We start from the raw sequence: 14,377 nt of genomic DNA on the forward strand, positions 1-14,377 counted from the left end.
CGGCGCTGTTCAGTCCTCGTCGTCTCCGATCCAGATGTCGTGCGAATCGATGCGCAGGCGGGTGATCGCGCGCATGGCTTCGGTGCGGGCGATGGCTTCGGCGCGAAAGGCGTCGTGAACCTGGCGTTCGCCCAGCAGTTCGTCGGCCAGATCGATCTCGCCCGCCTTGTGACCCTGGCGCAGCTTCGCCAGCGCCGCGACCTGCGCCTTGAGGCTCTCGCGCGAGCGCTCCCATGCCGCATAGCGATAGCGCGCCTCGGCCATGTCCGCCGATGCCGTCTCGTCCACCGAGAAGCGGATCGCCTGCACTTCGGCGCGCGCAGCGCTGGCCTCGGCTTCGGCGCGGTCGGACAGGGCACGCCGGTTGCCACCGCCCAGTGGCATGGAGAAGAGAACACCCGCGCCGCGTTCGGCGCCGCCGCGTTCCGAGAAGAGCCGCAGGCCCAGCGAGGGATCGGCAATCCGGTCGGCTTTCGCCCGCGCGGCGGAGGCATCGGCGCGGCGTGATTCGGCGTCGGCCGCGGCAATCTCGTGGCTGCGGGCGATGACCTTGGCACCCAGTGCCTCGATACCGCCTTCGGGCAATTCAGGGGTCGGCACCGAGGGCGGCGTATCCGCCATGGGCAGCACCGGGAACTGCGAGGCCAGACGTGCACGGGCCACGGCTTCACGCCCCACCGACTGTTCGGCGGCTACGCGCGCCGCGCCGAGGGCGGCTTCGGCCTGATCGGCATCGAGCTGCGCCGCATCGCGCACCGCCACGCGGCGGCGGACGGCTTCGAGCAACTGGCTGTAGTTCGCGACGGCCTGCTGGTCGACGCGTGCCTCCTCGGCGGCGCCGAGCCAGTTCCACCACCCTTGGGCGAGCATCAGCGCGGCCTGGTGGCGCGCGTCCTCCGCGCGGTTTTCGGCTGCGGTGACGGTATAACTGCCGATCTCGCGGTCGATCCGGGCCTTGCCGGGCAGCCGGATCGGGCGGGTGAGCTGGCCGTCGAACTCGTCGTATTTGCCTTCGCCGTCGACCGAGCGCTGGAGGTAGCTGCCGGAGAAGGTGAACTCATGCGAGCCCCGCCGCAGCGCCCGCGCCTCGGCGCGCGCGGCTGTGGTGCGGGCCTGCGCCGCCTGGACCGAGGGATGCGCATCGAGCGCGGCGCTCACGGTCGTCCGGTCGGGCAGGCCGGCTTCGGCAAGCGCGGTCCCGGGCAGGGCGGTGCCGGCAAGGCTGAGCAATGCGGCGGCAAGCAGCAGGGACGTTTTACGCATTGGCGGTCTCCCCATCGTCCGCATCCGGTGTTCGGGCAGGATGGCCCAGGTCGCCCGCTTCGCGTTCGGCCTTGCTCTCGCCAAACCGTTCGTAGAGCATCGGCAACAGGATCAGCGTGAGCAGCGTCGAGGAGACGAGGCCGCCGATCACGACGATGGCCAGTGGCTTCTGGATTTCCGAACCCGGTCCGGTGGCAAAGAGCAGCGGGACGAGGCCGAAGGCGGCGATCGAGGCCGTCATCAGTACCGGCCGCAGGCGGCGTTCCGCGCCCCGGCGCACCGCTTCGGCCAGCGGCATGCCGCTCTCGCGCAGTTGCCGGAAGTAGCTCACCATCACCAGCCCGTTGAGCACCGCGATGCCGAGCAGGGCGATGAAGCCGACCGAGGCCGGGACCGAGAGATATTCGCCCGAGACCGCCAGCGAGAGCATTCCGCCCACGACCGCGAAGGGGATGTTGAGCAGGATCAGCAGCGATGCCCGCATCGAGGACAGCGTCGCGTAGAGGACGATGAAGATCATCACGAGCGAGATCGGCAGCACGACCATGAGGCGGGCGGAGGCGCGCTGCTGATTCTCGAACTGGCCGCCCCAGACGATGCGGTAGCCCGGCGGCAGCTGCACGTTGCGGCCGATGTCAGCCTTGGCTTCCTCGACGTAGCCGACGAGGTCGCGGCCCGAGACGAAGGCCTGGACGAGCGCGAAGCGTGAGCCGTTCTCGTGTTCCAGCTTCACCGGGCCCTCGACGCGTTCGACGCGGGCGACGTCGCTGGCCCGCACGAGCTGGCCGCCCGGCGTGCGATAGAGCTGGTCGGCGAAGGCCTGCGGGGCAAGCCGCTCGCCTTCGCCGCGGATGACGAGGGGGATGCGGCGGATGCCGTCGTTGACTACGCCGGCGTGCACGCCTTCGACCTGCGCCCGCATGGCGTCCTGCAACTGGTTGACCGGCATGCCCAGGCGTCCGGCGGCCACCCGGTCGATGTCCAGCTGGAGGTAGTCCACGCGGTCGTTGGCGACGGTCATCGCCTCGCTGGTGCCGGGAATGGCTTCCAGCCGGGTCTGGATCTGTCCGGCGAGCCGCGCCAGTTCGTCGAGGTCGGGACCGAACAGCTTGATGGCAAGGTCGCCGCGCGCGCCGGTCAGCATTTCGGAGATGCGCATCTCGATCGGCTGGGTGAAGCTGGGTTCGATCCCGGGCAGGTCCGCCAGCGCCTTGCGCAGCTGTTCGACCAGCCAGTCCTTGTCGGACACGCGCCATTCGTCGCGCGGCTTGAGCTTGAGGAAGCTGTCGGTCTCGTTGAGGCCCATGGGGTCGAGCCCGAGTTCGTCCGAACCCACGCGGGCGATCACCTCGGTCACTTCGGGCACCTGCGAAAGCAGCGCCTTCTGCACCTTGAGGTCGCCTTCCACGCTGTGTTCGAGCGAGATCGACGGCAGCTTGGTGAGCTGTACGATCACCGAGCCTTCGTCCATCGTCGGCAGGAAGGTCTTGCCGGTGACGGAATAGGCCGCGCCGGTGACGAGCAGGGAGATGCCCGCCACGGTATAGACCAGTCGCTTGCGGGCGAAGGCGCCTGCCAGCAGCGCGGCATAGCGCGGCCCGATCTGGCGCATCAGCCAGGGTTCGTGATGGCCCCCGTCGGCGCGCAGCTTGAGGACGTAGAGCGCCATCACCGGCACCAGCGTCAGCGACAGGACGAGGGCGGAGAGCAGGGCGAGCACGATGGTCAGTGCCACCGGCGCGAAGAGCTTGCCCTCCAGCCCCTGCAGCGTCAGCAGCGGCAGGAAGACCAGCGCGATGATCGCCATGCCCGAGGCCACCGGCTTGGCGACTTCGGAAGCGGCGACGAAGATGTTGTGCAGCTTGCTCATGCGGGCGTGCTTGGGATCGGACAGGCGCTCGACGACGTTCTCGACCACGACCACCGCGCCGTCGACCAGCATGCCCACCGCGATCGCCAGTCCGCCAAGGCTCATCAGGTTCGCGGTCAGTCCGATCGATCGCATGAAGATGAACGTCAGCAGCGCGGCCATCGGCAGGGCGAGCGCCACGATCACCGATGCGCGCACGTCGCCGAGGAACAGCAGCAGCAGGACCACGACGAGCAGCGTCGCCTCGATCAGCGCTTCCTCCACCGTGCCCACGGCACGTTCGATGAGATTGGAGCGGTCGTAGAACACCGAAACGGTCATGCCGGCGGGCATGCTCGGCTGGAGTTCGGCAAGGCGCTGCTTCACGCCGGCCACGACCTGGGCGGCGTCGGCCCCGCGCAGGCCGATGACCAGCCCCTCGACCGTTTCGCCTTTGCCGTCGCGGGTCACCGCGCCGTAGCGGGTGAGGCTTCCGCTGGTCACGCGGGCGACGTCGCCCACACGCACGACACGGCTGCCATCCGAGCGCACCACGACGGCGGAAAGGTCGTCCAGCGTCCGGATCGCCCCGGTGGCGCGCACGATCAGCGCTTCCTCGCCCGCGACGAGGCGGCCGGCGCCGTCGTTGCGGTTCGAGGCCTCGATCGCGGCCTGCAGGTCGGAAACCGAAAGGTTCGCGCCGGCGAGGGCGGTCGTGTCGGGAACCACCTCGAAGGTCTCGACGAGGCCGCCCAGAGCATTGACGTCGGCGACGCCGGGCACGGTACGCAGCGCCGGCCGGATCACCCAGTCGAGCGTGCGCCGCTTCTCGGCGAGGCTCTGCGGCCCTTCCAGCGTGAACATGTACATGTCCGAAAGCGGCGTGGAGATCGGGGCCATGCCGCCCGAGACCGTGGCCGGCAGGTCCGCCATCACGCCGTTGAGCCGCTCGGCGACCTGGCTGCGCGCCCAGTAGATGTCGGTTCCGTCGGCGAAGTCGATAGTGATGTCGGCAATGGCGTACTTGCCCATCGAGCGCAGGTTGGTCTGCTTGGGAATGCCCAGCATTTCCATCTCGATCGGCGTGATCACCCGGCTTTCGACTTCCTCGGGCGTCATGCCCGGCGCCTTGAGGATGATCTTTACCTGCGTGGAGCTGATGTCCGGAAAGGCGTCGATCGGCAGGCGCATGAAAGCCCAGGCGCCCAGGCCGGCAAGGCCAAGGGCCAGGCCGAGCACGGCCAGGCGCATCGAGAGCGCGCGTTCAACAAGCTTGCTCAGCATGGCTTACTGTCCCGCCAGCACGGACTTGAGTTCGGCAATGCCGCTGACCGCGACGGGTTCGCCCTTCTTCAATCCTTCCGCGATGATCGCGCGGCCCCCGGCATTGGCGACAACGTCGACCTTGCGCCGGGCGAAGCGCTGCTCGCCCTTGGGCCCGGATTCCTTCACGAAGACATAGTCTTGCCCGTCGATCCGGGTGACCGCCGCCGAGGGTACGGAAAACCCCGTGCGCCCGGCCTGCTCCGCATCGCCGCTGATGATCGCCATCACGCCCTGCCCGGGGATGATGCCCGGGGCGGCATCGAGGCTGGCCTTGGCCGCGATCGAGCGGGTCTGCGGATCGAGCGAGGCGCCCACGGAAAGCAGCTTGCCCGTGGCCATGGCACCGTCGCTGCCCGAAATGGGAACGCTGACCTGCATGCCGGGGCGAACCTTGCCCGCGAGGTGGCCGGGCACTTGCAGGTCCAGCGTGAGGGCGGCGGTGTTTTCCACCACGAACGGGGCCATCTCGCCTCCGACAGGGCCGCCCGTCTCGATCGAGACGCGAGCGATTCGGCCGGTGATCGGTGCTCTCAGGGTGACGGTGCCGTCCTGTCCGGCCCCGGCGAGCGACAGGAGCCGCCGGTTTTCCGCCACCGTGGCTTCGGAACGGCGCAGCGCGGCCCTGGCGGCGTCGGCGCGGGCGCCGGCGACGATGCCTTCGCGCGCGAGCGTATCGAGGCGTTGGGCATTCGCGCGGTCGAGCGCGAGGTCTGCCTGCGCGCGGGCGAGATCGGCGCCGAACTGCACCGGCTCCGCAGCGCGCACGACCGCGAGCGGCTGCCCCTGGCGGACCTGCTCGCCTTCGAGGACGAGCACCCTGACGGCGGTTCCGGCGAAAGGCGTGGTTACCGCGACACGCGCCGATGGCGGCAGCGAAACCTGGCCGGGCACGGTTCCCAGCGGGACCGCGTCCGCCGCCTGCGCCGGTTCGAGCCGGATACCCAGCTTGCTCACCTGCTCGGGGCTCAGCACTCCCGGATCGGTGGCCGGGGCTTCCTGGCCCTGATCCGGTGTCGGGGAGGGCGCGAAGGCGTAATAGCCGAATGCGGCCACGGCCAGCAGGGCGGCAGTGCCGCCGGCAAGGAGTTTCCTGTCCATTCGCGAGTTGATGGCCTGTAATCCTGACAGGAGACTGTCAGTTTCGGCTCCTATTGTCAGTTTCAGTGGAAACGGCAAAACCGTGGTCGAAAGTTTTGGGAAAGGAACAGCCCTTGCGCGTCCTCCTCGTCGAAGATGATGAACAGCTGGCATCGCGCCTGTCCGACCGCCTGCGCGGCGCAGGCTTTGCCGTCGATGTCGCGCGGGGGCGCGAAGACGGGGAGGCATGGCCCGACATGGACAAGATGGCCGCGATCATTCTCGATCTCGGCCTGCCCGACGGGTCCGGCATGGACCTGCTCGCCTACTGGCGCGACCGCAAGGTCGATTGCCCCATCCTCATCCTCACCGCGCGCGGCAGCTGGCAGGACAAGGTTTCCGGGCTCAATGCCGGGGCCGACGACTTCGTGGTCAAGCCGGTGCGCTTCGAGGAACTGCTGGCACGCCTCCATGCACTGCTGCGCCGGCAGGGCGGCAGCCGCGATACCTGGATCGAAAATGCCGGGTTGCGGCTCGATCCGATCGGCGGCGATGTCGAACGCGACGGACAGCCGGTCTCGCTGAGCAAGCAGGAGTTCCGCCTGCTCAACCTGTTCATGCGTCGGCCGGGGCAGGTCCTCTCGCAAGTCGACATCGTCGAGCAGCTCTACGACCTCGACAGCCATCGCGATCCCAACGCGGTCGAGGTGCTGGTCTCGCGCCTGCGCCGCAAGATCGGCGGCGAGCGGATCCAGACGCTGCGCGGCCTCGGTTACAGGTTCGGCAAGTGAAGGCCGCGCTGTCCGCCTTTGCCCGGCGCTGGCAGTGGCGCAGCCTGCGGGTGCGCATCCTGCTGGCGACGCTGCTGTGGGTCACGCTCGGGATCGGGGGGATCTGGTTCTCGGCGACGCGCCTGTTCGTCAAGCACGTCGAGGAGCAGTACCACGAGGAACTGGCGGTCCACATCAAGGAACTGGCCGCGCTGGTGCGTCTCGACAGCAATGGCAAGCTGAGCATGGACCGCCCGCTGTCGGACCCGCGCTATCTCGTTCCGCTCTCGGGGTTCTACTGGCAGGTGAGCGTCGATGGCGGTCACGTCATGCGCTCGGCGTCGATGACGCGCGGCATGCTCGACGAACATGTCGCCCATGACAGCTCGATCCATCACCACATCGAAAAAGGGCCGACGGGCCCGGCGATCACTTATGGTTTCATCGAAAAGGCGCCCGGCCACGGGGACGTTCACTATGTCATCGCGACCGACGAGCGGCTGCTGGACGAAACCGTCGCCAGTTTCACCCGCGAGCTGACCTTGTGGCTCGCGGCGCTGGCACTGGCGCTGCTGGCGACGGGCCTGGCCGTGATTTCCTTCGGCCTGCGGCCGCTGGACAGGCTGGCGGCCGCGACGGCGCGGTTGCGGAGCGGGAGCGCGGGGCGGCTGGAAGGCAACTATCCCACCGAGATCGCGCCGCTCGTTTCGGACATCAACGTGTTCATCGAACATAACGGCAAGATCGTCGAGCGCGCGCGCGTCGAGGCGGGGAACCTGGCGCATGCGCTCAGGACGCCGCTGGCGGTGATAACCGACGAGGCCGAGCGACTCAGCCAGTCGGAGGCGACGGCCGCTGCCGGCAAGGTCCTGCTGGAACAGTCGCAGGCCATGGTGCACCAGATCGACTATCAGCTCGCCCGTGCGCGCTCGGCGGTGGGTGCGCAGGGGCCGGGCACGGTCAGCCGTCTGGGCGAGGTCCTCGCACCGATCCTGTCCGCCATGCAGCGCCTGCACCGCGATCGCAGCTTCGTGGCCGTGGGCCTGCCGGACCCGGACATGACCTTGCCGATCGACCCGGTGGACCTGTCCGAGCTGTTCTCCATCGTCATCGACAATGCCGGCAAGTGGAGCCGCGAGGAAGTGCGGATCGCGGTCGAGGCCGGGCCGGAGGGCCTGTGCGTGAGCATTACCGACGATGGCCCGGGCCTGACCGCGGAGCAGGCTGTGGCCGCATTCGACATCGGCACGCGCTTCGACGCCGAGCGGCCGGGGTCCGGCCTCGGCCTTGCGATCGCGCGTGACATTGCGGATGCCTATGGCCTGCGAATCCGACTGTCCGAGCGGCCAGACGGTGCCAGCGGGGTGCGGGCGGGGATCTTCTTCCCCTACAACGGCCGGCCTAGCGAACAGTAGGCATCTGGCCGCGACATGCCGACGGCAGCGCGGGCTTGAACCTTGCGAGCGCGTGCCTTGCCTGTTCGCGATGTCGGGAAACTGGATGCCCCGCGAGGATTAATAGTTCTGACCGGGCAAGTCCTCAGGCGTTCGCAGAAGTGCAGGAAAATCAGTATCTCCCGACGGGTATAGTTCGCTCGCTTTCGTTGACGTTCGGCTAGAACCACCATATTCCGTGGGGACGAATGTGGGGGCAGCCGTGGGCAAACTGACCGTTGCGAAAGTGAGGAGCGCGAAGCCGCGAATCGGGGCTGACGGCGTGCCGACCAGGGCGACGTTTCAGGACGGGGACGGCCTTTTCCTACTCTGCGCACCCACGGGCGCCAAGTCATGGATGCTGCGAGTACAGGTCGAAGGTAAGCGACGAGATATCGGTCTCGGGGCTGTGGATCTGGATGGCGTCGGCCGGAATGCCTTTGCCGAAGGTGATAACCGCCTGGAAGAAACCCCGCTCATGCTGCGTAAGCAACTGACGCTGGCGGAGGCGCGCGAAAAGGCTGCCGCTTTACGAAAGCTGGCCAAAGCCGGCGCGAACCCCGTTGGCGAGCGTGATCGGTTGCGCTCCAGAGTGCCCACTTTCGCCGAAGCCGTCACCGAGGCGCACACGGCGCTGTCCGCAGGCTGGGCTGATCGAACCGCCAAGGCCTTTCTTGCGTCCCTGCAAGAGCACGCGATTCCAAAGCTGGGCACCATGAGGGTGGACGCGATCGGCAGTGCCGAGGTGATAACGGCTTTGGACCCGATCTGGACCGGCAAGCCTGTCATGGCGCGGAAGGTGCGAAGCCGGATCGGCCAGGTCCTTGCGTTCGCAAAGGCTCGCGGCTGGCGGAAGGAATCCCTGCCCGACGCCCGTGAGCTGCGTTCCGGCCTTTCCAAGCAGAAGCGTGGCGGCAATTTCCGAGCAATGCCGTTTGCAGACGTTCCCGCATTTGTCGCGGACGAGCTGGCAAAGCATGTGACTGCCAGCCGCTATGCCATGCTCTTCGGCATTCTCACTGCGGCGCGTTCCGGCGAGGTGCGTCAGGCCACCTGGAAGCAAGTCGACCTCAAGGCGAAAACCTGGACACGCTCAGCAGCAATGATGAAGATGAACGTCGATCATGTTGTCACGCTGTCCGAGGCAGCGGTTGCATTGCTCGAACGCTTCACGCCGAAGGACCTTCGGGAGGGTATCATTTTCCCGGGCACGCGAGGCAAGGCGTTGTCCGATATGTCGCTGACCAAAGTGATCCGCTCGGCTGGTAGTGACGAGACGATGCATGGGTTCCGCTCGTCGTTTCGCGACTGGGCGGCCGAGAAGATGCCCACCATTCCCGCGATGGTGGCCGAGATGGCGCTTGCTCACAAAGTGGGAACAGCCACGGAGCAAGCATACCTCCGGACTGATCTGAGGGATATGCGCCGGGATTTACTCGAAGGGTGGGGACGATTCGTGGCACCGAGTTTGTCCGGCACGACAGAGAACGTGATTGCGCTGGAGCGGGCAAAGAAGGTTTAGCCAGCCGCGATCCGGGTGGCATCGCCTGGCAGGCAGATCATGGCTCCCCGTTGCCTCGTGCAAGCTGCCTGTCGCCCGCGACCTAGACCTTACTCAGGGCAAGTTCAACAAGCCGTCTGATCGCTTCTGACCGCGGCTGATCGATGGAACTTGCATATTCCTCGATCCGCGCCGTGAGGGCAGGTGGAGAACGAAAAGAGACCATGGGGTCCATCCCCGTCGCCGGACGGCCTCTTTTTTTCGTATTACGTTTTTCCGTTGACGACATAGTAATTACGTATTACGTAAAAAACAGAACGGCGCAAGGGCTGCCACCCAAGCGCCGTTCCTGACCACAACCGATCGTAAGGAGATCTGGCCATGGCTTCGCAGCCCATTACCCCTTTGCGTCACAACTTTCCATCCGCCGTAGAAGCGGATGACGAGCTTATCGCCGAATTGCGGGAGCAGCTTGCTCGAGCAATGCGCGACTCCGGCGCGCGGTAACCGAGATCCATTGCGGCAACAGCCTCTGAATTTTCGCTGAGGACGGCCGACCGCGTCGTCCGCGTCTTGGCGAACTCTGCTGCTGCGCGCCGTGGGGATCAAGCGTCCCTTAGTCCAAAACACAGGCCGGGCAGGCCGTCTTACCTCCCAGCCCGGCCCTAACCGCAACCGATCCAGTGGAGATCAGTTATGGCTACCACCACACAACAGGCCGCAGGCGACCACGCCACGACCGTTGCTCGCAAGCGCCGTTTTGATGAGGCGCTCGACGTCTGGCGGGAACGTGATGAATTTCTCTCAAGCCTGCCCTATGATGACCAAACGCGGATTGACGTGGCCGTCGATGCCAAATGCGCAGCGGAGCACGCTATCTTTGCGTTGCCATGTGAGACCATCCATGATCTGCGAGCAAAGCTCGAACTGATTTTCGTCGACCCTGATGTGCTGTCAGGCCCGGAAATCGTTTCCGGCCTGTTCAAGGATGTTCGAACCCTTGATGGCGGTGCTTCGAGCCCCACCTTCAATGCCGCAGCATGGCTTCGACACTTCGAGTACATGGGCGGCGGCTGGATCGAACGTGAAGGCGACATCGTCTTGATGGTGCCTGAGGGAAGAGCCGTGGATTACTCCATGTGGATGCTCGAAACCCGCAACGGGCGAAAAGCGGTACATGACCTGATCCGCCAGCGCATCGCAGAGCGGAGGGCATCATAATGGAGCGCCGCAATCATTCCGCTGCCGAGACTACTGCTCCCGCGGCCCCATCCCTGATTGCCACCGGCACAGCCACCGCATCCTATTTTGCGGAGCTGGATCGGATAGACCGTGAAGCGGCCAGGCTCAATGCAGCCTCCGCCGGCGACGCTGAATGGAGCCGCTGGGAGGAGGCGATGAACCGTGTCTACGGTGAAATCGAGAGGCTGCCGCTGACCCCGAAGAATGCCAAGATCAAGGCTCGTGCGGTCTGGTCGATTGTGGGCGGCGATCTCGAGGAGATCGGCGAAGGCCAGTCCGCCACCTGCCGCCTCTTGCGCCAGATCGTCGCCGGCCTGGTTGCCGACGGGAGGAATTAATCATGGGTACGGTTCACCCGATCGCACCAGCTCGCGCGGCTCGCATGGCGGGCCTTCTCCTCAACCGCCACAGTCAGCAGGAAATTGCCGACGCGGTCGAAATTCTCGTGGACGTTTTGGACATGTTGAGCGGCGACCCAGATCTGGAGGACGACGACCCGAGCGGACAGAGCGATGAAGATGGGGTCAATACCGCCCAGGGCTGGTCCACGCCGGATGGAGATGGCGCTGGTTGTCCGATCAGCGATCCCGACGTCGAGGGCCAAGCCTTCGAAGGTGCTGGCTCGTGTGACTGGCCAAATAATCAGACGGTGTGACAGGGGGCTCAGTGGACGTAGAGGACAGCTTTCCGTTTGACGCTGCCCCGGTCACCCGGCCGGGGCATTCACCTCTCCCTCCACCACATGACTTTGCTGCCAGCCTCGCGATGTCGAACAGGCATGCCGATGCCGGCTGGTGGTCGGATCTGTATCGCAAGGCGTTCCCGACGATGATCAGTTCAGTGTCGGTGCGCGATGACGGCTGGGCTCAGCGCGGCGGGATCGATCGCGTCATCACTCTCGCATGCGGCCGGACATACACCGTCGACGAGAAGGTTCGTTCCCATGACTGGCCCGACATCCTGCTTGAGCAATGGAGCGACGAGGAACGGCGTAAGCCAGGCTGGGTGCAGAAGCCGCTAGCCTGCGACTTCATCGCATATGCGTTCGCCCCGTCCCGGCGGTGCTATCTGCTTCCTGTAGCGCTGTTGCAGCGTGCTTGGCGCATCAACGGCCGGCAGTGGATTGAACGATACGGTCAGCGCCGCGCCCGGAATGTCGGATACGTTTCAACGAGCGTGCCCGTGCCGTTAGGAGAACTGGCTCAAGCCTTGTTGGCGGCGATGCTGGTAGAGTAGGAATGCGTGACGTGTTGGTCACCTCAGACAATAGGCTGAGAGGCGTATGAGCCGCAAGAATGCAAGGAAGAGTAAGGGCGTAGCGAACAAGTTCGGCACTTCGAGTGCCGTGAGAGAGATTGATCGGTCGCTCTTGGGTTCATCGTCCTATCCGGTCACAGTCCATCTCGGTGAACGGTCCGAAGCGGGAGAGTGGCAAGCAAAGTTCCTAGGCCTTCCTGGGTATTATGCGACCGGGAAGTCTCAGCACGAAGCTATCGAAAATCTCTGGACCAGCATAGCGCGAGCTTCTGCCATCTATGACGTTTCGCGATGCCGTGGGCTAGATCCCAGCCCAGCGAACATTTCAAAATTCATCCGAGCCCTTCAAGCGAAGGTGGAAGTAATCGCTGCTATTGATCGCACGACCGTGGTGGCCGGCTTACCAGCTACAGCCGCATCAATCGAAATCGAGGCGAAGGGCAAGATGTCCCGTCACACCGTTGATTCAGCCCTTCAGAATCGCGAGCGATGGAAAGAGACCGGTGGCGTGCATGCATGGCTCAGGGAAAGTGCACATCAGGTCCCGTCGGTATGGGTGCGGCTCCTCATAGAGGGTGGATGGGACGATCTGCAGCACTTCATGGAAACCCACCCAGAGCGAACACGCGCTTTCTTAGCCAGGGAAAAATTCCCGCAAATCTGAGCACGTCACACAATTGCGAATTTATGTGACGTGAGAACTTGATGCGCGCCCTCGAAAGGCGGTTACTAACAATCTCCGTCGCTGTGCGGGCCCGTTCGCCCGGACGCGGCAGCACAGACGGAGAATGTTATGCACGCTGCCATTGCTGATGGTCCACGTTGGGGTGACTTCAAAGCTCTTCAAGCTCGGTTCCCCGGTGCCTTTGGGCGAACTCGCGCATACGAACTTCTGGCGGAAGGGAAGCTTCGCGCAAAGAAACTGGGAAATCGGACGATTTGGGATTTTCAGGCTGCTGAAGATCTAATCGAATCGCTGCCGGACTTGGGCGAAGCTGCATGAACCGGCCGCCAGATATGCAAAGCCCCGGTCGTGCGAGGACCGGGGCTCAGGATCGCGAAGCAGGGGCTGTCGTAAATCCTTTCGACCCAGATACTCTTTCCAGCCGGCAGGCGCAATTCTTGATTGCCGCCCATCGCGTGACACCGGGCCTTGCGAAAACGATCGCTGGCCTTGCGTTCGGGAGCGGATGTCATGGCTGATGTTCACCCGCGCCGAAGCCGCACGAGCCGTGGCCTGAAGCAGGATTTTCGACCCGGTCGCTATCCTGATGTTCCTGGAGCGAAAGGCCGCGACGGCACCTCGCAGGACGCTGCAGCCGCCATGGCTCAGCATGTACCCTACATGCGACGGAAGGCATTGCTTGCTCTCGGGCAGCTTGGTGAAGCTGTCTCGATCGAAGTGGCAGTGGCCACCGGGCACACCCGAGAGGCGATATTGCCGAGGCTCAGCGAGCTTCGCGCCATGGGATTGGTCGAACCGACCGGGGCTCGCAAGCGCAACCCGAGTGGGCAAACCGCAGCGATCCTCCGGTTGACGGCGCAGGGGCGCCACGTTGCCGAGCGATGCCGTCACCGTGGATGTCAGGGAGATCGGCCATGACAGCGCAGATCGTACCGTTCCCGGATCGCTCCGCCATCCTGATCGACAACCCAGAAAGGGGGGGCTGGGAGGTAGAGCCTTACCTTTGCCCTGCCGCCGCCGGGCGGGGCCATTGGTTCTCCGACTTCATCGAAGCTCATGACTATGCGGAGGAGTTGGCCCGTGCGGCTGGCACGTCCATCGTAATCATGTGCGACATTACAGGGGGAGACGCGGCATGAGCGTTTCCGAAGGTGTGCCGCCGACCCTGATCAACCCCGAGGCGGAAGCGGCCCTGCTGGGTGCCACAATGGTCGAGAATGGCCTCATCGACATCGCTGTCGAAATGATCGGACCGGAAGACTTCGGATTCTCTCTGCATGGTCGCATCTGGGCCGCGATGGTGCGCGAACACAACGCGGGGCGCCATGCTGGGCCAATCGCCATCCGGGGCTATGTCGAAGAGGATCCCGAACTCAAAGCCATGGGTGGTGTAGGCTACCTTGCGCGGCTCACGGCCGACCCAGCCGGGTTTATCATTCCTACCAAGGACCTCGCCGGGCAGATCAAGGAGCTGGCCGTACGCCGAAGGCTTCTGAGCGGGTTTCGCGATGCGCAGCGGCAATGTGCCGACCTCGATTGCGATGTTACGGGCATTGTCAGTGCCGTAGACGATGTCATTCGCTCGCCAGTGGACGAGACTTCCCGGCAGGTGACCGCGGGCGAATGCCTGGATGCCTTGGTGGCGTCCTTCGATGAGCCGCGTACAGGTGTCACCTGCGGCATTATCTCCGATCTCGATGACCTGTTGGGCGCGCTACGCCCGGGATCGGTCAACATCGTCGCCGGTCGCCCTGGTATGGGCAAAACGGCCCTTGCACTGACCTATGCGCGCGGCGCTGCCGAGCAAGGGCATGGGGTCCAGCTGTTCAGTCTGGAAATGGGCAGCACGGTGTTGATTTCCGCTGAGAGTTGACCCGGGAGAGGCATAAATTTCCGCTGAGAAGTGACCCATGTTCTGACCTTTCCCCTGGCTGTTGCGTCGGGGGACATTGGAGTGATCGACATGGCGTTATT

Annotated in this window: 14 protein-coding genes; 11 read left to right on the forward strand and 3 right to left on the reverse strand. The window is 65.0% G+C overall.

Annotated features, from left to right (window positions below; genetic code table 11):
• Positions 1-9: 9 nt before the first annotated feature.
• Genes NZK81_RS17590 through NZK81_RS17600 form a run of 3 tightly spaced genes read right to left on the reverse strand, consistent with a single transcriptional unit; the run spans position 10 to position 5,536 of the window.
• On the reverse strand, positions 10-1,263 hold the full coding sequence (locus NZK81_RS17590) for a TolC family protein (protein WP_260047383.1): 1,254 nt from the start codon (positions 1,261-1,263) through the stop codon (positions 10-12).
• Positions 1,256-4,396 carry an efflux RND transporter permease subunit gene (locus NZK81_RS17595; protein WP_260047384.1) on the reverse strand — a complete coding sequence of 1,047 codons (3,141 nt, stop codon included), beginning with the start codon at positions 4,394-4,396 and terminating at the stop codon, positions 1,256-1,258. The genes NZK81_RS17590 and NZK81_RS17595 overlap by 8 nt, the downstream gene beginning before the upstream one ends.
• A gap of 3 nt (positions 4,397-4,399) precedes the next feature.
• The gene (locus tag NZK81_RS17600; protein WP_260047385.1) at positions 4,400-5,536 is read right to left on the reverse strand and encodes an efflux RND transporter periplasmic adaptor subunit; all 1,137 of its coding nucleotides are present in this window, start codon (positions 5,534-5,536) and stop codon (positions 4,400-4,402) included.
• Positions 5,537-5,649: 113 nt separating this feature from the next.
• On the opposite strand from NZK81_RS17600, the gene NZK81_RS17605 reads away from it, so the two are divergent.
• The 11 genes from NZK81_RS17605 (at position 5,650) to NZK81_RS17655 (ending at position 14,276) form a co-directional block, all read left to right on the forward strand.
• Positions 5,650-6,306 (forward strand): response regulator transcription factor, encoded by a 657-nt coding sequence (locus NZK81_RS17605; protein ID WP_260047386.1) that lies wholly within the window; start codon positions 5,650-5,652, stop codon positions 6,304-6,306.
• The gene (locus NZK81_RS17610; protein ID WP_260047387.1) at positions 6,303-7,700 is read left to right on the forward strand and encodes a sensor histidine kinase; all 1,398 of its coding nucleotides are present in this window, start codon (positions 6,303-6,305) and stop codon (positions 7,698-7,700) included. The genes NZK81_RS17605 and NZK81_RS17610 overlap by 4 nt, the downstream gene beginning before the upstream one ends.
• 241 nt (positions 7,701-7,941) lie before the next feature.
• Positions 7,942-9,240 carry a tyrosine-type recombinase/integrase gene (locus tag NZK81_RS17615; RefSeq protein ID WP_260047388.1) on the forward strand — a complete coding sequence of 433 codons (1,299 nt, stop codon included), beginning with the start codon at positions 7,942-7,944 and terminating at the stop codon, positions 9,238-9,240.
• Positions 9,241-9,915: 675 nt separating this feature from the next.
• Positions 9,916-10,440: a hypothetical protein gene (locus NZK81_RS17620; RefSeq protein ID WP_260047389.1), complete on the forward strand. Its 525-nt coding sequence runs from the start codon at positions 9,916-9,918 to the stop codon at positions 10,438-10,440.
• The gene (locus NZK81_RS17625) at positions 10,440-10,799 is read left to right on the forward strand and encodes a hypothetical protein (RefSeq protein WP_260047390.1); all 360 of its coding nucleotides are present in this window, start codon (positions 10,440-10,442) and stop codon (positions 10,797-10,799) included. The genes NZK81_RS17620 and NZK81_RS17625 overlap by 1 nt, the downstream gene beginning before the upstream one ends.
• Positions 10,800-10,801: 2 nt before the next feature.
• Entirely contained in the window at positions 10,802-11,116 is a 315-nt protein-coding gene (locus NZK81_RS17630; protein WP_260047391.1) for a hypothetical protein, read from the forward strand.
• Between the two features lie 11 nt (positions 11,117-11,127).
• Positions 11,128-11,697 (forward strand): hypothetical protein, encoded by a 570-nt coding sequence (locus tag NZK81_RS17635; RefSeq protein ID WP_260047392.1) that lies wholly within the window; start codon positions 11,128-11,130, stop codon positions 11,695-11,697.
• A 46-nt stretch (positions 11,698-11,743) separates the two neighbouring features.
• Positions 11,744-12,382, forward strand: a complete 639-nt coding sequence (locus tag NZK81_RS17640; RefSeq protein ID WP_260047393.1) for a type II toxin-antitoxin system HicB family antitoxin — start codon at positions 11,744-11,746, stop codon at positions 12,380-12,382.
• Between the two features lie 129 nt (positions 12,383-12,511).
• Positions 12,512-12,721, forward strand: a complete 210-nt coding sequence (locus NZK81_RS17645; RefSeq protein WP_260047395.1) for a hypothetical protein — start codon at positions 12,512-12,514, stop codon at positions 12,719-12,721.
• 596 nt (positions 12,722-13,317) lie between these two features.
• The gene (locus tag NZK81_RS17650; RefSeq protein WP_260047396.1) at positions 13,318-13,542 is read left to right on the forward strand and encodes a hypothetical protein; all 225 of its coding nucleotides are present in this window, start codon (positions 13,318-13,320) and stop codon (positions 13,540-13,542) included.
• Entirely contained in the window at positions 13,539-14,276 is a 738-nt protein-coding gene (locus NZK81_RS17655; RefSeq protein ID WP_260047397.1) for a DnaB-like helicase N-terminal domain-containing protein, read from the forward strand. Before NZK81_RS17650 ends, NZK81_RS17655 begins: the two co-directional genes overlap by 4 nt.
• Positions 14,277-14,377 lie beyond the last annotated feature (101 nt).

Origin of the sequence: Novosphingobium mangrovisedimenti (assembly GCF_025153475.1) — a bacterium.
GTDB classification, from domain to species: Bacteria; Pseudomonadota; Alphaproteobacteria; order Sphingomonadales; family Sphingomonadaceae; genus Novosphingobium; species Novosphingobium mangrovi_A.